General features: G+C 71.6%; 13 protein-coding genes. 9 read left to right on the top strand and 4 right to left on the bottom strand.

Annotation, left to right across the window (positions count from 1 at the left end; translation table 11 throughout):
• Positions 1-6: 6 nt before the first annotated feature.
• The gene (locus WMF24_RS05320) at positions 7-579 is read right to left on the bottom strand and encodes a hypothetical protein (RefSeq protein ID WP_437735256.1); all 573 of its coding nucleotides are present in this window, start codon (positions 577-579) and stop codon (positions 7-9) included.
• Between the two features lie 452 nt (positions 580-1,031).
• Between WMF24_RS05320 and WMF24_RS05315 the strand changes: the two genes are divergently transcribed.
• Together WMF24_RS05315 and WMF24_RS05310 are read left to right on the top strand one after the other, a co-directional pair.
• Positions 1,032-1,634 carry a PH domain-containing protein gene (locus tag WMF24_RS05315; protein ID WP_437735255.1) on the top strand — a complete coding sequence of 201 codons (603 nt, stop codon included), beginning with the start codon at positions 1,032-1,034 and terminating at the stop codon, positions 1,632-1,634.
• A 17-nt stretch (positions 1,635-1,651) separates the two neighbouring features.
• Positions 1,652-1,870 (top strand): hypothetical protein, encoded by a 219-nt coding sequence (locus tag WMF24_RS05310; RefSeq protein WP_437735254.1) that lies wholly within the window; start codon positions 1,652-1,654, stop codon positions 1,868-1,870.
• A 54-nt stretch (positions 1,871-1,924) separates the two neighbouring features.
• On the opposite strand, the gene WMF24_RS05305 is transcribed toward WMF24_RS05310, so the two are convergent.
• Both WMF24_RS05305 and WMF24_RS05300 read right to left on the bottom strand, forming a co-directional pair.
• Positions 1,925-2,272 carry a DUF2325 domain-containing protein gene (locus WMF24_RS05305; RefSeq protein WP_437735253.1) on the bottom strand — a complete coding sequence of 116 codons (348 nt, stop codon included), beginning with the start codon at positions 2,270-2,272 and terminating at the stop codon, positions 1,925-1,927.
• Positions 2,273-3,027: 755 nt separating this feature from the next.
• The gene (locus WMF24_RS05300; protein ID WP_437735252.1) at positions 3,028-3,357 is read right to left on the bottom strand and encodes a DUF2325 domain-containing protein; all 330 of its coding nucleotides are present in this window, start codon (positions 3,355-3,357) and stop codon (positions 3,028-3,030) included.
• Positions 3,358-3,674: 317 nt separating this feature from the next.
• On the opposite strand from WMF24_RS05300, the gene WMF24_RS05295 reads away from it, so the two are divergent.
• The 4 genes from WMF24_RS05295 to WMF24_RS05280 all read left to right on the top strand — a co-directional run bounded on the left by WMF24_RS05295 (position 3,675) and on the right by WMF24_RS05280 (position 8,617).
• Positions 3,675-4,652: a DUF455 family protein gene (locus tag WMF24_RS05295; RefSeq protein WP_437735251.1), complete on the top strand. Its 978-nt coding sequence runs from the start codon at positions 3,675-3,677 to the stop codon at positions 4,650-4,652.
• Positions 4,619-5,539, top strand: coding sequence for a hypothetical protein (locus tag WMF24_RS05290; protein ID WP_437735250.1), 921 nt, complete (start codon positions 4,619-4,621; stop codon positions 5,537-5,539). The genes WMF24_RS05295 and WMF24_RS05290 overlap by 34 nt, the downstream gene beginning before the upstream one ends.
• Positions 5,540-6,080: 541 nt before the next feature.
• A complete protein-coding gene (locus WMF24_RS05285) occupies positions 6,081-6,737 on the top strand; it encodes a hypothetical protein (protein WP_437735249.1) in 657 nt (218 codons plus the stop codon).
• Between the two features lie 182 nt (positions 6,738-6,919).
• Positions 6,920-8,617, top strand: a complete 1,698-nt coding sequence (locus WMF24_RS05280) for a DNRLRE domain-containing protein (RefSeq protein WP_437735248.1) — start codon at positions 6,920-6,922, stop codon at positions 8,615-8,617.
• A 76-nt stretch (positions 8,618-8,693) separates the two neighbouring features.
• On the opposite strand, the gene WMF24_RS05275 is transcribed toward WMF24_RS05280, so the two are convergent.
• Entirely contained in the window at positions 8,694-10,658 is a 1,965-nt protein-coding gene (locus tag WMF24_RS05275; protein WP_437735247.1) for an FG-GAP-like repeat-containing protein, read from the bottom strand.
• A gap of 432 nt (positions 10,659-11,090) precedes the next feature.
• On the opposite strand from WMF24_RS05275, the gene WMF24_RS05270 reads away from it, so the two are divergent.
• From WMF24_RS05270 to WMF24_RS05260, 3 genes are all read left to right on the top strand, one after another.
• Positions 11,091-11,618 carry a caspase family protein gene (locus WMF24_RS05270; protein ID WP_437735246.1) on the top strand — a complete coding sequence of 176 codons (528 nt, stop codon included), beginning with the start codon at positions 11,091-11,093 and terminating at the stop codon, positions 11,616-11,618.
• A 280-nt stretch (positions 11,619-11,898) separates the two neighbouring features.
• The gene (locus WMF24_RS05265; protein WP_437735245.1) at positions 11,899-12,921 is read left to right on the top strand and encodes an SMP-30/gluconolactonase/LRE family protein; all 1,023 of its coding nucleotides are present in this window, start codon (positions 11,899-11,901) and stop codon (positions 12,919-12,921) included.
• A 93-nt stretch (positions 12,922-13,014) separates the two neighbouring features.
• Complete coding sequence (locus tag WMF24_RS05260) at positions 13,015-17,025, top strand: RHS repeat-associated core domain-containing protein (RefSeq protein ID WP_437735244.1); 4,011 nt, start codon at positions 13,015-13,017, stop codon at positions 17,023-17,025.
• Positions 17,026-17,127 lie beyond the last annotated feature (102 nt).

The raw sequence follows: 17,127 nt of genomic DNA, 5'->3' as shown, positions 1-17,127 counted from the left end.
CTCCGGTCACGACCAGGTGACCTCGAACTCGCAGGCCCTGGCGCCGCGGAAGCGGCAGCGGGTGTGCAGGGTGCGGCTCTCCTTGACGCCGATGCGGGCCATGATCCGCTCCTGCCACGCCGGGACGCCCACCGCGCAGGTCACCGGCCCGGGGCCGCGGTCCGGGAGCCGCGACGCGGAGAGGCGGACCGTGAAGCGCCGCGGCGCCACCTCGGTCGCCTCCATGGTGCCCTCGTCGAAGTAGCGCTCCCAGAGCGAGGAGGACCGGTGCAGCACGGTCTCGGGGGACGCGGCCTTCATCAGGACGGTGAAGAACCGCTGCATGTCCTCCTCGGCGATGGCGTTGGCCACGGCCCGGAAGCACTGCGGATGGCCGGCCCCGTAGAGCGCCACGTAGCGGTCGACGAGGCTGTTCCAGAGGCTCACGGGATACCAGATGTGCGGCAGGACGATGCCGCCCACGCGGGCGGCGTCCTCCGGGCTCAGGCACTCGAGCCACCGGGCCACGCCGGCGGCGCCGTGCTGAGCGGCGACGAAGCTCTTGAACCCCCCCAGCGCGTTGCCCTTGACGTTGCTCATCGAGATCGCTCCACCGGGCGGCCTGACGCAGGCGTGTCTCGTGCCGGGTGCGAGCGATCCTGACGAGGGTCACCGGCGAATGCAATCGCGGCCCGCCGGCGGCGCGCACGATCGCCGGCGCTGTATCGTGACGCACCGAGCCGCCCGGTCGCCGGTGCGACGCCGCTCCGCGCCTCCCGGCCGCGCCGCGCGACGACCTGCCCGAGGCGCGACGGCGCGACCACCGTGCCCGAGGCGCGACGCGCGACCACCGTGCCCGAGGCGCGACGCGCGACCACCGTGCCCGAGGCGCGACGCGCGACCACCGTGCCCGAGGCGCGACGGCGCGACCACCGTGCCCGAGGCGCGACGCGCGACCACCGTGCCCGAGGCGCGACGCGCGACCACCGTGCCCGAGGCGCGACCGCGCGACGGCGTGACCGCGCGACCGGCGCCGTACTACAATCGCCCGCGTGAAACCGTGCCCCTTCTGCGCGGAGCAGATCCAGGACGCCGCGATCAAGTGCCGTTACTGCGGCAGCATGCTCGAGGAGCGCGCGGCCGCCGCGGTCTCCGCTGCGCCGCTCACCCCCGCCGGCGGCGCGCTCGCCCCCGCCGGCGGCGCGCTCGCCCCCGCCGGCGGCGCGCTCGCGCCCTCGCCGGGCGGGGCGCGGGTCATCTTCGAGGGGACGCCGAGCTGGAAGGCGTGGTTCTGGTCGTACGTGGCGGCGGGCGTGCTCTCGCTCGTGCTGGTGGGCCTCGTGTGGCTCGGCATCCTGCACTGGAAGCGCAAGAGCCTCCATTACAAGATCACCGACCGCACGATCGACTACGAGGCTGGCCTGTTCGCGAAGCGGGTCGAGACCCTCCAGCTCTGGCGGGTGCACGACATCGATCTCCGCCAGACGTTCCTGGAGCGGCTGCTCGACATCGCGGAGATCCGCGTGTTCACGCGCGACGCGAGCGATCCCGAGCTCGTGCTCCGGGGGCTGCCGGCGTCGCGCGAGCTGTTCGAGGCGCTCAAGAACGCGGCGGAGCTCGCGCGGCAGCAGCGCGTGCTCGGCGTTGTCCAGTGAGCGAGAGGAGCCGGAGCATGTCCACGAGGCGATCCCCGTTCGACAACATCCCGGACGTGCGCGACGGGCTGACCCGCGCCGAGCGCATCATCCTGTGGAAGCTCTCCGAGCTCGAGCGGGAGTTCGGCGGCCGCAACGTGCCGACGGCCACGCTTTACGGCCGTGTGGTCGAGCACATCGATCTCTCGGTCCCCGAGTTCCAGCGCCTCATGCAGCGGCTCGTCGGCGTGCGCTGAAGGCGGCGCGGCGCCCGCCGCGGCGGTCAGGCGGCGCGGCGCCCGTCGCGGCGGTCAGGCGGCGCGCTGCTCGAGCGCCGCCCGCTGCTCCAGCGCCGCCCGCAGCGCGGAGACCGAGGCGCTGCGCAGGTACACGACGGGCGCGCCGTCGTCGGCGAGGCGCTGCATCTGCTCGCGCAGCGCGTGCGAGACCATGGTCACCATGATCACGATGAGCGCGACCTTTCCCGCGCCGTGGCGCGCCCCCGGGGGCACGCGGTTCTCGTAATGGCGCAGCGACCAGCCGTGCTGCTCGACCACATCGCGGTAGCGGCTGGACATGCCCCCGCTGCCCCCGACGACCAGCACCGTCTGTTCCTCGCGCTTCCTGCCTGCCGCCTGAGAACGACGCTCCGCCTTCATGCGATCTCCCTCGAACACCGATTGAGCAAGGCCCAAGCCACGCTCCACGGCGCGCGTTCTCCCGCGCGAACATCGAGATCGCGCTCTATTCCCGGGCAAATCGGGGCAATTTGTCCTCGCCGCGCGAGCGTCCTTGTCACCGTGACATGGGGAGTCCGAGCGCCGCGATGGCGCGCCCCCGGGCGGCAGTCCCGGCCGGCTCGCGGAGCCCGGTCAGGCATTGAGCCGCCCCGGTGGCTGGGCTTCTTTCGAGCGCGCGCGTGCGCGTCAGCGTGTCATCGCGCGAGGCGCGCGCGTGCGCGTCAGCGTGTCATCGCGCGAGGCGCGCGCGTGCGCGTCAGCGTGTCATCGCGCGAGGCGCGCGCGTGGGTCGTGGGGTCCTTCGGCCGGAGGTGGGGGGCCTTGAAACCGCCAAGACGCCAAGGACGCCAAGAAAACAAAAAAATCTTGGCGTCTCATGGCGTCTTGGCGGTTCCATCATTCCGGCAAGGAGCGGGAATTCCCCCATCACCCAGGCGTGCGCGTCAGCGTGTCATCGCGCGACGCGCGAGCGCGCCGTCAGCGGGCGAGCCGTGCGGAAGCGGCCGGTGGGCCGGCCCGGGACATGAGCCCTGGAGCTGGTCACGAGGGGATGGGAGGCGTGGCGAGGAGGCGGCAGGCGTGGCGAGGAGGCGGGAGGCGACGTGTCCGCCGGGACCGCCGGCGATCGCGGGCGCCGGGGCGATTCACCCCGGCCGCGGCAGGTTGACCCGGCGTCAGCCGGTCTGCTGCTCGAGGGCGGCCCGCAGCGCGGAGACCGAGGCGCTGCGCAGGTACACGACGGGCGCGCCGTCCGCCGCCAGGCTCTGCATCTGGTCGCGCAGGGCATGCGAGACCATCGTCACCATGATCACGATCAGCGCGATCCGCCCGACGCCGCGGCGCGCGCCGGGCGGCACGCGGTTCTCGTAGTGGCGAAGCGACAAGCCGTGCTTCTCGACCACATCGCGGTAGCGGCTGGACATGCCCCCGCTTCCGCCGATGACCAGCACTGTCTGCTCCTCGCGCTTCCTGTCGACCGCCTGGGAACGCCGCTCCGCCTTCATGCGATCCTCTCGGAGCAAGGCGTAAGCCACCGCCCTCGACCGGCTGTTTCCCGCGCGATCTTCGATGTTCTGGTTTATTCCCCGGCAAAATGTCGTCCCGACGCCGAGACCTTTGTCAACGTGACATGGCGGCCGCGATGACCTGACGCCGGTGAGCGCTGGCCCGGCGCACGCGACCGGCGGGCGCGTCGCCGACGCGCGGCAGGCGCCCTCGAGCGCGTCGCCGACGATCGGCAGGCGCCCTCGGCCGCGTCGCTGACGCGCGCGGGCCCGCCGGAGCTGTGGTAGGACACCGGCCCTCCCCGTCCTGCCGCGCCATGCCGTCCCTCTCCGCACCGCCAAGCGACGCGCCTCCGCCGGGCACCGTCGAGCGCTGGGCCTGGGATTACGTGCTCTCGACCGACCTCGAGCACAAGCTCGCTCCGCCGCCCGTGCCCTCCGTCTGGGAGTCGGACGCCGCGCCGCCCCCGCCGCGCCGCATCGAGCGGCCCGGGCGGCCCGCCGCGCTGCGCGTCTCGGCGCGCGCCCAGAAGAGCCCGGGGCCCGAGGCGCTGCGCAACCCCGCGCGCCGCGCGCAGCTCTTCCACGCCTTCCTGCACCACGAGCTCCAGGCCGCGGAGCTCATGGCGTGGGCGCTCCTCGCCTTCCCGGAGACGCCGCGCGCCTTCCGCGGCGGCCTCGTCCGCATCGCCCTCGACGAGGTGCGCCACATGCAGCTCTACGCCCGCTACCTCGCCGCGATCGGCCACCGCTTCGGCGATTTCCCCGTGCGCGACTGGTTCTGGTCGCGGGTGCCCTCCGCCGCGTCGCCAGCGCAGTTCGTGGCCGTGATGGGGATGGGCCTCGAGGGCGGCAACCTCGACCACACCGCGCGCTTCGCCGAGCGCTTCCGCGCCATCGGCGACGACGACGGCGCCGCGCTGACCGAGCGGGTCTGCGCCGAGGAGATCCCGCACGTGCGCTTCGGTGTCCGCTGGTTCCGCCGCTTCACGCAGGCGGGCGCGGGCGCCGGGCCCGCGACGACGGCGCCGCCGGGGCCGGGCGGAGACGCGCTGTCGGGGCCGGCTGGAGACGCGCCGCCGGGGCCGAGCGAGGCCCCGCCGGCCGGACCGGCCCCGCCGGCCGGGCCGATCGACTTCGAGACCTGGGTCCGCCACATCCCGGCGCCCCTCTCGCCGCTGCTCATGCGGGGCGAGCCGATGAACCGCCGCGACCGCAGCCGGTCGGGCCTCCCCGACGCCTTCATCGACGCGCTGGCCGCATGGACCGAGACCGAGCGAGCGCCTGGGTCCTGAACTTCGACGCCGACGAGGAGCTGGCGCGCCCCGCGGGCTACACCCCGCGCGCCGCGGTCGCCGGCCGCGCTCCGGATCTCGCCGGCCGGATCGCGGCGCTGCTGCGCCCCGGCGACGTCGTGCTGAGCCCCGCCCTCCCCTCCCCGCTCGTGCCGCCGGCGCCGCCCGGGGTGCCGCTCGTCGGCCGCGCCTTTTGCCCGACGCCCCGCGCCCGCCGCCTCCTCGCCCGCGCCGGCGTCGCCGCGGCGGAGGCGCCGCCGCTCGACGTGCTCCGCCGCGTCAACCACCGCGCTTTCTGCGCGGCCCTCGGCCAGACGCTGCCCGGCGCGCGCTACGTCGCCACGCTGTCCGAGCTCGAGGCCGCGATCGCCGGGCCAACGCCGTCGGGCCACTGGCTGCTCAAGCGGCCGTTCGGGTTCGCCGGGCGTGGCCGCCGCCGCGTCGCCCGCGGCGCGCTGCCGCCCGACGCGCGCCCCTGGGCCGTCGCGTCGCTCCCCCCCGCCTCTCCGGAGGGCGGCCTCCAGGTCGAGCCCTGGGTCGACCGCCGCGGCGATTTCTCCCTGCACGGCCACGTCGCCCGCGGCGGCGCGGTGCGCCTCGGCGCCCCGTGCGTGCAGCGCTGCGACGACGGCGGCGCGTACCTTGGCGCGGCGCTCGCCGCCGAGGCCGACCTCGACGTCGGCGAGCGCCGTCGGCTCGTCGACGCCGCGCAGGAGGCCGGCGAGGCGCTCGCCGGCGCCGGCTATTTCGGCCCCTTCGGGATCGACGCCTTCCGCTGGCAGGACGAGCGCGGCGCGCTGCGCTGGAACCCGCGGTGCGAGATCAACGCGCGCTACACGATGGCGTGGGCCATCGGCATGGGCAGCGCGCGCCCCGACCTCGATTGACCGGCGCATCGACCGGCGCGTACCGGCGCGTGGCGGACACGCGGCGCGCAGCAGGCACTGCCCCTGCCTCGACACCGACTTGTTGCACAAGAGGTCGCTTGCTTCCTCTATACGGAGCTCCGAAGAGAACGAGATAAAACCGCCAAGACGCCAGGACGCCAGGCAGATGGATTCTGGCTCCTCGTGGCTTCTTGGCGTCCCTGGCGTCCTTGGCGGTTTCTCTTCATCCAGCTCCATTTCGCTGCACCAAGACGCGACCGAGCCGCGCCAGCCGCTGTTCGCCCAGGTTCGTCCTCAATTTCAGGAGAAAAAGAACCACAGAGGCACAGAGGGCACAGAGGACAAATAATTATTTTTCTTTCTTCTTCTCTCTCTCCCCCTCTGTGCCCTCTGTGCCTCTGTGGTTCAATTTTCTCTTGTTCATTTTTCTTCCACCACGGAACCGGTGGACGCCCCCTGGCGACGCGGCTGGCTTCCTGTGCGCGCACGCGCATGCGCTCTCCCAGGCTCGGTCGACGGTCTCATCACAGGAGGAATCGACATGAGTCTACCGACGACGACAGAGGTGCGGCGCCCGGCGCCGCGTCGCGCGCCGGGAGCGAGATACGGCGCAGCGGCGATCGCGAGCGCCGTCGCCGCCGCCGTGCTGCTCGCGGCGTGCGGACCGGACGCGCCGAGCGGCGAGCCGGGGTCGTGCGGCTCCGCGACGTGCGGTCCGGCTCAGTACTGCGTTTACCCGCCGGGCGACTGCGGCGAGGGTGGCGTCGTCCCCGGCAACTACGGCGTTTGCCAGCAGCGCCCCACGTCGTGCGACACCGCCACCCCGACCCAGGTCTGCGCCTGCGACGGGCGCGTCTACCCGAACGCCTGCGAGGCCGCGCGCGCCGGCGTGAGCATCGGCGGCGGCGAGGAGTGCGCCGGCGCCGCGCCCCCGGGGACATCCGCCTGCGGCAGCTACTTCTGCAGCGCGACCGACGCGTATTGCCAGATCGTCGAGGATCCTCACGACGAGATCTTCAAGATGCCGACGCGCAGGACCTGCAAGGCGATACCGTCCTCCTGCCAGGCGGAGCCGTCCTGCGACTGCATGACCGCTGCGTCCCTCGTCCCCGGCAAAGGGGGGTGTACCGGCGCCCCTGACTGCACGCGCGACGCGACAGGGAGCTTCGCCGTCCAGTGCACAGGAGATCTCTACTGACCGACGGTCGGCGTCATCCCGCGCCGCCCCGCGCGGCCGAGAGGGTGGGCGCTCGCGCGCATGTCGGACAAAGCAACAGAATCATCACCAAAACGTAGAGCCTTGTTCAACGCCTCTTCCACTACGTTGCGCGCGCAACGAACGCATCGACGTGAACCCCGGAAGAAGGAAGGCACGAATCCATGCAGACCTCGCGCGCGCGAGCTGAATCCCACGTACACGAGCGGCCCAGGACGTTCTGGACCCGGCTGTCGAGAGGCGTCCTCTGCGCCGCGCTCCCGGCGGTCGCGGTCGTCAACGCCTGCGCAGCCGATGACGCCATCGAGGAGGTCCTGGAGGCGCGGCAGGCGCTGACCACGGTCTCCTTTCAGCAGGGCTCGCTCCCGAGCTCGTCGTACTCGGGCTCGACCGACGCGACCATCAAGGAGGGCTCCGCGACGACGAACTTCGGCGCGGCGACCTCGTGCGAGGTCGACGGCGACGACGGCTCGGGCGTGGACAAGTACTGCCTGCTGAAGTGGACAGTCTCCGGCATCCCCGCGGGGAGCACCGTCCAGTCGGCGTCGATCACCCTCCAGGTCACCGACGGCTCCTCGAACACGTACAACCTCTACGAGGTGAAGCGCTCGTGGAGCGAGTCCGCTGTCACCTGGAACAACGCGACAGGCTCGACCGCGTGGGCCACCGCGGGCGCCAAGGGCTCGACCGACCGCGGCAGCCTCATCGGCAGCGTCACCGGCGGCACCGGATCGAGGACGATCACGCTGAACGCGGCCGGCGTCGCGCTCGTCCAGGCGTGGGTCGATGGGACGTCGAACAACGGCATCCTCATCGCGAGCACGTCGAACACGGACGGCATCGACTTCGCCTCCTCCGAGCACGCCACGGCGGCGCAGCGGCCCAAGCTCACCATCACCTACGGCTCGCAGAGCAGCGGCGGCAGCTCGACCGACCCGGGGCTCCTCGTCGCCTTCATCGGCGACCAGGGCAACGGCAGCAACGCCGACGCGGTGCTCGAGCTGATCGCGGACGAGGGCGCCGACGCGACGATCCACAACGGCGACTTCGACTACGCCGACAACCCGACCGCCTGGGAGAACCGGATCAACAGCATCCTCGGCTCGAACTACCCCTACTTCGCCGTCATCGGCAACCACGACGCCGCGGCGTGGGGCGGGTCGAGCGGGTACGCCAGCTACATCCAGGCCCGGCACGCGCGCGTGCCGTCGATGAACTGCACGGGCGAGCTCGGCGTCAAGGCGACGTGCAACTACCGCGGGCTGTTCATCGTGCAGTCCTGCATCGGGACGAGCGAGCTCCGCTCGACCTGCGGCGCCAACGCGTCCGATCAGGTGAACTTCATTCACGATTCGCTCGCGAATGACGACTCGATCTGGTCCGTGTGCGCCTGGCACAAGAACCAGCACGACATGCAGGTCGGCGGGAAGGGCAACGAGGTCGGCTGGAGCGCGTACCAGGAGTGCATGAGCGCCGGCGCCATCATCGCCACAGGGCACGAGCACTCCTACGCGCGCACGCTGACCCTCACCGACGTGGGCAACGCGTCGACAGGCCATGGTAAAACCGGCGCCTTCAACCTGGTGGAGCTCGCCCCGGACCGGAGCTTCGTGTTCGTGTCGGGCCTCGGCGGCGTGGGCATCCGCGACTACGAGGCGGCCAGCCACGACGACGACACGTGGTGGGCGTCGTACATCGCGAGCAACAAGTGGGTGAAGAACGGGACGTTGATGTCGGGCACCGCCGACTACGGCGCCCTCTTCATCCGCTTCAACGTCGACGGCGACCCGAAGCGCGCGACCGCGTATTTCAAGGACGTGGACGGGCGGCTCGTGGACGAGTTCACGATCCAGGTCCAGTGAGGCCGAGCGGGCCCGACCCCGCCGGCGGGCCCGCCCGGGCTCCGCCGCGCGCCGGGAGCGCGCGTGGGCGGCGCTCTCACGCGCGGCGAGCTCGCCGGGCTCCGAGCGCCAGGGCCACCGCGATCGCGAGCCATGGAGCCCGGGGCGCCGCGCCGTGCGGAGATGCCACGAAGCGGCAGCCGCCCCCGGTCGCGCCGTCCCCGTCCGGCGACGAGCCGAGGATCCCGTCGAGGAACCCTTCCGGCACGACGCGCCCGAACCTGTTGTTGCTCTCGTCCGGATCCTTCGTGTCGCTGCGGACGGTCACCCACGTCTCGACCCGCTGCCCTCGATAATCGAGCTTGCCGCGCACGGTGACGGGCCAGGAGTCGGACGCTGCCAGCTCCGCAAGCTCGCAGGTCAGCTTGCCCCCTTGCACGGCGCAGCCAGCATCCTCGTTCGACGTCCAGGTGACGCCCGCCATGCCCTCGGGCAGCTCCTGCTCCAGGCGCACGCCACGCGCCGTCGAGGGGCCGGCGCTCCTCACATTCGCATAGAGCGCGATGTCCGAGCCCTCGATCATGATGCTCACGTCGCCGGACAGGTCGGCGCGCACCTCGCTGTCGATGGGGATCCGCACCGCCGCGCGGTTGTTGCTCGTGTCGGCGTCGAACAACCGGCTGCACGCCGAGACGCTCAGGTCGACGTGCTCGCCCTCTCCGACGTTCACGGTGGCCGAGAATTGCACGCTCTGTCCGGCGTCGAGCTCCAGATCGGCACAATCCTCGAGGCCGCAGCGCAGCTCCACACGACCGTTCTCCCCACTTTCAGCGGAGAGGGCAATGCCCCGCGTCGGGGACGGGCCCCGGTTCGTCAGCGACAGCGGGAGGTGGATGAAGCCACCTGGCCTGACGGGGGTGGGCGCATCCAGCGCCTCGACCGCGAGATCTGCGCGCACGCCGCGGGCCATCTCCGTTCCGATGACGAGGTCGAGCACCCCATCGCCCGTCACGTCGATCAGCGCTTCCGGCGCGTCGTCGAGCCGGTCGCGCTCGGTGAAGCTCCACCGCCGCTCGACAAGCCGCCCGACCGATGCGCCGACGACCAGCTCGTCGGCGCCGTCCTCCGAGAGATCGGCCGCGAGCATCCGGCCCCTCACGGAGCCCGTCTTCTGGGGCTCCAGCGGGGTGAACGTCCCCGCGGGGGCCTGCAGCCACGTCTGGAGCAGCAGCTCGTCGTTCCCCGACGCGCCCGGGCGCCTCGCGACAACGGCCGCATCCTGAAGCCCGTTGCCGTCGAAGTCGCCGAACGCCCCGATCTCGTAGCTTCCGTCCATGGCCAGCCGATGGCTCGGCTGAAAGCTCCCCGAGGCGGTCCTCTGGGCGATGGCGAGGCCGCCAGCGGACGGGTACAGCAAGTCCTGCAGGCCATCTCCATCCACGTCGCCCGTGGGCATCGCAGCCGCGTGGATGAAGCTCTTCTCCAGCGCGGCGACATCGCTCAGCGTCGCCACCGCGCCGAACACACCGCCCGACGCGTGGAACAGCCGCAGCTCGCCCGCGGCCGTCTCGACGACGATGTCGGCCTGGCTCCGGCTGAGAAAGTGTCCGGCGGCGAGCAGCAGGGGGATGTGTTCGGGCGCGCTGAGCGTGCCGTCGAGGGTTCCGAGCGGCGTGAGGTTGCCAGACGTCTGCTGGACGACGGACAGGCCCTGGTCGTCCTTGACGATGAAATCGAGCTGGCCATCGCCGGTGACATCGGCGACCTCGACCTGCCGCAGGAGCACGTCGCCGCCCCCGGCGTCCGGGTACGTCGCGCTGGCGAGCGGCGAGCCGTCGCGGTTGCGAAGCTGGAGCGTGAATCGACGGGGCTCGATCAAGATCCAGTCGTCGGCGCCGTTCCTGTCCATGTCGGCGAAGCGCACCTTCTGCGTCACAGAAGGAACGTCGAGCTTGCTGGTTCCCGGCGCGAAGAAGATCGAGCCGCACGCTTCTGCGGCAGGCGACACGCGCGACAGGCTCACTGAGAGCAAGCCGGCCATCACGAGAGCATCCCATTTCATGCGAGCGAACATACATGATGGGCCGCGGGTCTTGCAGGACGCAGGGCTGACGAACTCGTGCTCTCCGGCGGGCTCGTACAGCGCTCTGCCCCGCCACTGCCGCTCGTGCCGGCGCGGGCCGACCTCCTTCGCGAGCGCCGCGACGTTCGCGGCGCCGACGGCCCGGATGAGCACGTCGCTCCCTTGTCTACTCGTTTCGACAGCTTCAACGGTTTCGTCCTGGTGCAGGTTCTACACCCAACCCGGATCTGCCCCGAGGAAGGGGCGCATGTCGCGGAGGTCGGTGACAGTGACGAGATCGCGAGGAGATTCCCTTGACCTCGAGCCAACGCAGCTCGACATCAGCTTCAGCGACGTCGTTCGCCCCGGGCGATCCACGCCACGACCAGCGCCGAGGCAGAGCCTTCATGCCCCACGCGGAGGAGGCACCTCATGGCTGATCCGCCGAACCACGAACCTGACGATGCGGGGACGAGCAGCGCTCGGGACGCGGGTCCGACCTTCCGGGCGCTCCTCATCGGCGTCGATTTCTATCTTCCGAACCGACTCCCGAATGGCGCCACGTTCGTGTCGTTGCGCGGCTGCGTGAGCGATGTTGGACGCATCAGAGAAGCCCTGTCCGCCCGGATCACCCTGCCGTACGACATCAAGACGCTCCTTGCGCCCAGCGTCGGTGGCAGCGCGCCCGGGGGGCCGAGCAGCGAATGGCCCACGTACGTCAACATCAAGGCGGCGCTGGACAAGCTGCTCGCCGAGGCGCAGCCGGGCGACCACGTGTACATCCACTACTCCGGCCACGGGGGCCGCGTCGTCACGCGGTGCCCCGAGGTGAAGGGGCGTGACGGGTACGACGAGACGCTCGTGCCCATGGACATCGGCGACGTCTCGACGCGCCACCTGCGCGATCTCGATCTCGCGTACTACCTCGACGCGCTCACGACCGGGAACGGGCGACCGTGACGGTCGTGCTCGACAGCTGCCACTCCGGCGGCGCGACGCGTGGGGTCGACGTCGCGCCGCGGTGCGCGACGGACGCCCCCCCCGGGCGTCGATCCCACGCTCGACACGACCGAGCGCCCGGCGGGCGGCGTGGCCCCCGACGACGCGCTGTGCGCCGCGTGGAAGCGGATGCCGCTCGACGCGGCGCGTGAACCTCGCTGCGGGGCGGTTGACGCCGGAGCGCAAACGCTCGTACGAAGGGGCTCACCTGACCAGGAAAAAACCAAGGGGAATCATGAGTTTGAGCCATCTACATTACGTCGCGCTGGCCTCCGCCTGCCTCACGCCCCTGCTCGGGGCGTGCGGGGACGACGATGCCGGTAGCTCCGGGACCAGCACCACGTCGAGCGGAGCGAGCACGTCGTCCGGCACCGGCGGCGAGGGAGACGGCGGCAGAGGCGGCGAGGGCGGCGCGGGTGGCTCCGGCGGTGACGGCGGCGCGGGCGGCGCGGGCGGCGCCGGCGGCGGACCGGCCGACACGTTCCGGAAGGTAGACGGGTTCTCCACCCCGGAGAGCTGCTTCTGGGATCCGGAGGACCGGGTCTGGTACGTGTCGAACATCGGTGGAGAGGGCGAGGCCGGCTGGATCAGCCGGCTCGACGAGGACGGGGCGGTCGTCGACGCGACCTGGTTCGAGGGGCTCGGCGATCCGAAGGGGATGCGGGTCCTCGACGGCGTCCTCTACGTGGCCGACGTCGACAAGGTCGTCGGTATCTCCCTCGCGGACGGCACCGCGACCGAGTACCCGCTGGAAGGAGGCCAGTTCGTCAACGACGTCGCCGTCGACGAGGCCGCGGGCCAGGTCTACGCCTCCGACTCGCTGGCGCAGGTCATCTATCGGTTTGACGCCGGCGACCCCGAGAGCGCCGCGGTCTTCCTGGAGTTCGACTACGCAGCCGGCCCGAACGGCGTCCTCGTCGACGGCGGCTCGCTCGTCATGGTGGGCAGCGGGGAGCTCAGCACCGAGGGCGAGCTCGGGTCGGTCCTCTCCATCGACATCGCGGGCCAGGACGTCGCGCAGCTCGGCGACATCGCCGGCAAGTTCGACGGCGTCGAGAAGGACGGCGACGCGTACTGGGTGTCGGAGTGGGTCTCGGGCAAGATCTACCGGGTCGAGGCCGACGGCACCTGGGCGCTCGCGTACGACCTCGCCGCGGATCACGCCCTCGACTCGGCCGCGGACATCGGCTTCGATCCGGAGCGCCGCATCCTCTGCATCCCCGATCTGGCCAGCAGCGTCGCGTTCCTCACCGTGGGCCAGTAGGTCAGGGGCCCCGCCGGGGCCCCGCCGCCGTACGGTGGTCGCCGAGCCGCGAGCGCATTGACGGCTTTTCCCGGCGCGGCGACCATCGGGGCCATGGCGCGCACAGCACCGGTTCCGAACATCCCCGCCATCCCCGGAATGAACCCCGGCGTCTTCATCATGGGCGGCGGCGGCGCCGGCGGCGGAAAGGGCGGCCGCGGCGGGAAGGGCAACGGCGGCGACCAGGGCGGCGACGGCAAGAACGGCGGCAAGGACGCGCAAGGCGGCGGCAAGGGGACGGGCGATTGCGGTCAGGGCAACCTCGGCGGCTGCACGAACTGCCACCGCAAGACGTCGGCGGGGGATCCGGTCGATGTGGCGACCGGCGAGGTGTTCACCCTGCCCAGCACCGACCTGGACTTGCCCGGCGTGTTCCGCCTGCTGTTCAAGCGCCAGTACAGCTCGGCCCAGCGCGCGCGGGACGCGGGGCTCGGCCCCGGCTGGGGCCACTCGTTCGCGTGGAGCCTCGAGGAGAAGCGCGGCTCGGTCGTTGTCCGCGCCTGCTTCGGCGCCGAGGTCCGCTTCGACCGCCCCGACGACAAGAGCCCGACGATCCTGGGCGACGGCGGCTGGGTGCTCCACCGCGGCAAGCGGGGGTACTACCTCGACACCGGGGATCAGTTCACCCATGTCTTCCTGCCCGGGCGCGACGGCGTCTACCGGCTGCGGCGCATCCAGCACCTCAATGGCAACGCCGTCTCGCTGCACCACGACCGCCGGGGCCGCCTCGTCGCGGCCTTCGACGCGTCGGGGCGCCACATCCGGTTCAGGAGCGACGACCGCGGCCACATCACGTCCATCGACGTGCCGAACGCAGAGGCCCGCACCACCCTCGTCTTCGCGCAGTACGCCTACGACGACCGCGGCGATCTCGTGCGTTACACCGACGCGGACGGCCTCTCCATCCATTACGTGTACGATGACGACCACCGCATCGTGCGGTATTCGTACGATTCGGGTCTCACGTTCCACTTCGTCCACGACGCGGCCGGCCGCTGCGTCGAGACGTGGGGAGACTACGGCGGCGCCCCGGATCCGGCGCTGGCGAGGCGCGGCCTGCCCGAGCTGCTCCGCGACGGGCAGACGAAGGTCCGCGGCATCTTCCACGTCAAGCTCGAGTTCGGCGAGCAGGGATACACCGAACGCTACGACTCCGTACGGTACCAGCGCTTCACCTCCAACGAGGAAGGAGACATCACGCACGCCGTGGGCGCGGGCGTGACGAGCCGGGTCATCGGGCAGGACGGCGCGGAGCGGAGCCACACCGATCCGCTCGGCGGGACGAGCACGTACGAGTACAACTGGCGAGGGAGCCTGATCCGGGAGACGGACCCGCTCGGGCGCGTGTTCACCATCGAGCGCGACGCGGACGACCAGGTGGTCCGCAACATCGACTTTGCGGGTGGCGAACGCGTGTGTGTCCGCGACGACCGGGGGAACCCGGTGCAGGTCACGAACCCGAACGGCCGCGTGACCACCTACACGTACGACGCGCGAAGCCTCATGACGACGCGGGTCGATCCGGACGGCGGCGAGTGGCGGTACGCGTGCGACGCGCACGGCAACCTCGCCGAGGTCACAACGCCGGCGGGCGCCGTCTGGCGATGGACGCACGACCACTGGGGTCGCATCACGTCGCGGACCGATCCCAAGGGGGGCGTCGAATATTACCAGTACTCCAGGGCGGGGCGCCTCCTCGAGGTGACCCGCGCGGGCGGTCGCCGCGTCACGTTCACCTACGATGCGATGGGGAACGTGGCCAGTCGCACCGACCAGCAAGGCACGACGCACTATCTCTGGGGCGGCTTCCGCTGGCCCTGCGGCGTGCGCCTCCCGAACGGCGACGAGGTGCGCTCCTACTACAACCACGAGGGCTGGATCGTCGAATGCCACAACGAGCGCGGCGAGGTGGAGACGTACGAGCGCGATCTGAGCGGCAACCTCGTCCGGATCGAGGCCTTCGACGGCAGCGCCTGGTGGATGGGCTACGACGCGATGGGGCGGCTCTCGTGGCAGCGAAATGCGGCAGAGGAGCGCTTCGACGTGACCCGCGACGCGGCGGGGAGGGAGACGCAGATCGCCTTCAGCGACGACACGGAGGTCCGCATCGCGTACGACCTCCTCGACCGTATCGAGGCCGTGGAGGGCCCCGGCTACCGCGTCGAGTTCACGTACGACGGCGTCGGCAACGTCGTCGAGGAGACGCAGACGGTGCGCGGCGCGCGGCAGTCGGTCGCGCTCCAGCGGGACGCCGTCGGCTTCGTCGTCGGCCTCCGCACCTCCTTCGGCCAAGAGGAGCGCGTCGAGCGGAGCCCCTTCCGCAGCGAGCGCATCTTCCGGCTGGATCCCCGGACGGTCGTCGCCGAGCAACGCGACCGCGCCGGGCTCGTGGAGTCCGTGCACCTGCCCGAGGGCGCGCTCCTCCTGAACCAGCACGACGCGCACAACCGGCTCACGCGGCGCACGGTCGTGCGGGCGGGGGCGCACGCGGTCCGGCCCGGCGAGCCGGCGTGGGTCGGCCTCGACATCCGGGGCGCCACGGTCGACAAGGTGTTCCAGTTCGCGCCGGAGAGCGACAACCTGCTCGCGCGCTGGGACGGCGGCCGCGGCGCCACGCGGTACACGTACGACCAGCGCGGCCGGCTGCTCGAGCGGTCGCCGGAGCCCGGCGCGCCCGAGCGCTTCACGCACGACGCGACGGGCAACCTGCACGAGGTCCGGCCCGGCGGCACGGGGCGCGCCTACGCGCCCGGCGATCGGCTCGTCGAGAAGGACGGCGAGCGCCTCGTCTGGGACGCGGTGGGCCGGCTCGTCGAGCGGGTCGACCTCCGCGACCCGTCGCGGCGCTGGCGCTACGCGTGGAACGCGCACGGGCAGCTCGCGGCGGTCGAGCGCCCGGACGGCGTGCGGGTGGAGCTCCTCCACGACTTCTTCCACAGGCGCCTCGAGAAGCGCGTGCTCCTGCCGGAGCCGGGCGGACCGCCGCGGCTCGCGGCCGTGACGCGCTTTCTGTGGCGCGGGGCGCAGATGATCCACGAGCACACGACGAGCTACCTGCCCGACGGGTCGCGCCGGGCCGCCGCGCGGTCGTACGCCTACGCGGCCGGTCGCAGGGTGCCCTGGGCCCACCGCGACCACGCCGAGGGGGACGAGGCGCCGGGCTCCGGGGCCTGGTGGTTCTATGTCGGCGATATCCTGGGCACCCCGGAAGAGCTCGTGGACGCGCGCGGCGAGGTGGGGTGTCGCCTGGACCGCACGGCCTACGGCGTCACCGAGGTGAAGCCGGGCGGAAAGACGTACACGCCGTTCCGGTTCGAGGGCCAGTACGCCGACCCCGAGACGGGGCTCGTCTACAACATGCACCGCTATTACGATCCGGCGCTCGGGCGGTACATCTCGCCGGATCCGCTGGGTATCTCGGCGGGGCCCAACCGCTACATGTACTGTCCGAACCCCATCGGCTTCGTCGACCCCGAGGGGCTCCACGAGCTCAACGTGCAGCTGACGACGAGCACGGGGGACGTCTACAGCCCCGGGCCCACCGCAGGGCACCGAGATGGGCAGGGCGGCGGCTTCTCCTCGGGATACACGAGCGCGCCCGGCGTGCTGAAGAAGGTCCCGGAGATCGACTGGTCCGTGCCGCCCACCACGAACACGAGCCTGACGACCCAGGCGCAGTCGCACACGGAGCGCCAGGCGATAGAATGGGCGAAACACCACTTCTCGGACGACGAGCTCCGGGGAGGGCACATGGAGATGAACGGGCAGTATCCGCCGTGCCCCATGTGCAGCAACCAGATGCGCAAGTTCGCGAAGGAGAAGGGCTGCAAGGTCACCTACGGCTGGCCGCCGGACAACAGGGTGACCTACGACCCGAAGAAGCCGAACGACAGCCCGAAGCACGTGTCCGGAGACGCCGCCAGGCGCGTGTCGCAGGACTATGCGCCGAACACGCGGCAGAAGGGGCAGACGCCGACGAAGCGGTACATGGCGGAGATGGACGAGCTGCGCAAGAACGGGGACCCGAACGCGGTGCCGGAGGAGTTCGTCGACGAGGAGGCGTGACGCCCGGGCCGACGCGCGACGCGCGCAGCGCCGGGCGACATGCCCAGCGCGCCGGCAATTTGCGCAGCGCGCCGGCAATGCGCGCTGTCATCGAGCGCTTGT

The sequence above is a fragment of the Sorangium sp. So ce1335 genome (genome assembly GCF_051521615.1).
Classification (GTDB): Bacteria; Myxococcota_A; Polyangia; order Polyangiales; family Polyangiaceae; genus Sorangium.
The sequence above is the reverse complement of the archived record's forward strand: the minus strand, read 5'-3'. Positions and strand labels throughout refer to the sequence as shown.

Bases quoted from the DNA above. Each gene is read 5' to 3' on its own strand.
- WMF24_RS05320 (WP_437735256.1), bottom strand. From the start codon at position 579: ATGAGCAACGTCAAGGGCAACGCGCTGGGGGGGTTCAAGAGCTTCGTC.
- WMF24_RS05270 (WP_437735246.1), top strand. From the start codon at position 11,091: ATGGCTGATCCGCCGAACCACGAACCTGACGATGCGGGGACGAGCAGC.
- WMF24_RS05280 (WP_437735248.1), top strand. From the start codon at position 6,920: ATGCAGACCTCGCGCGCGCGAGCTGAATCCCACGTACACGAGCGGCCC.
- WMF24_RS05310 (WP_437735254.1), top strand. From the start codon at position 1,652: ATGTCCACGAGGCGATCCCCGTTCGACAACATCCCGGACGTGCGCGAC.
- WMF24_RS05305 (WP_437735253.1), bottom strand. From the start codon at position 2,272: ATGAAGGCGGAGCGTCGTTCTCAGGCGGCAGGCAGGAAGCGCGAGGAA.
- WMF24_RS05300 (WP_437735252.1), bottom strand. From the start codon at position 3,357: ATGAAGGCGGAGCGGCGTTCCCAGGCGGTCGACAGGAAGCGCGAGGAG.
- WMF24_RS05285 (WP_437735249.1), top strand. From the start codon at position 6,081: ATGAGTCTACCGACGACGACAGAGGTGCGGCGCCCGGCGCCGCGTCGC.
- WMF24_RS05295 (WP_437735251.1), top strand. From the start codon at position 3,675: ATGCCGTCCCTCTCCGCACCGCCAAGCGACGCGCCTCCGCCGGGCACC.
- WMF24_RS05290 (WP_437735250.1), top strand. From the start codon at position 4,619: ATGGACCGAGACCGAGCGAGCGCCTGGGTCCTGAACTTCGACGCCGAC.
- WMF24_RS05275 (WP_437735247.1), bottom strand. From the start codon at position 10,658: ATGAAATGGGATGCTCTCGTGATGGCCGGCTTGCTCTCAGTGAGCCTG.
- WMF24_RS05260 (WP_437735244.1), top strand. From the start codon at position 13,015: ATGGCGCGCACAGCACCGGTTCCGAACATCCCCGCCATCCCCGGAATG.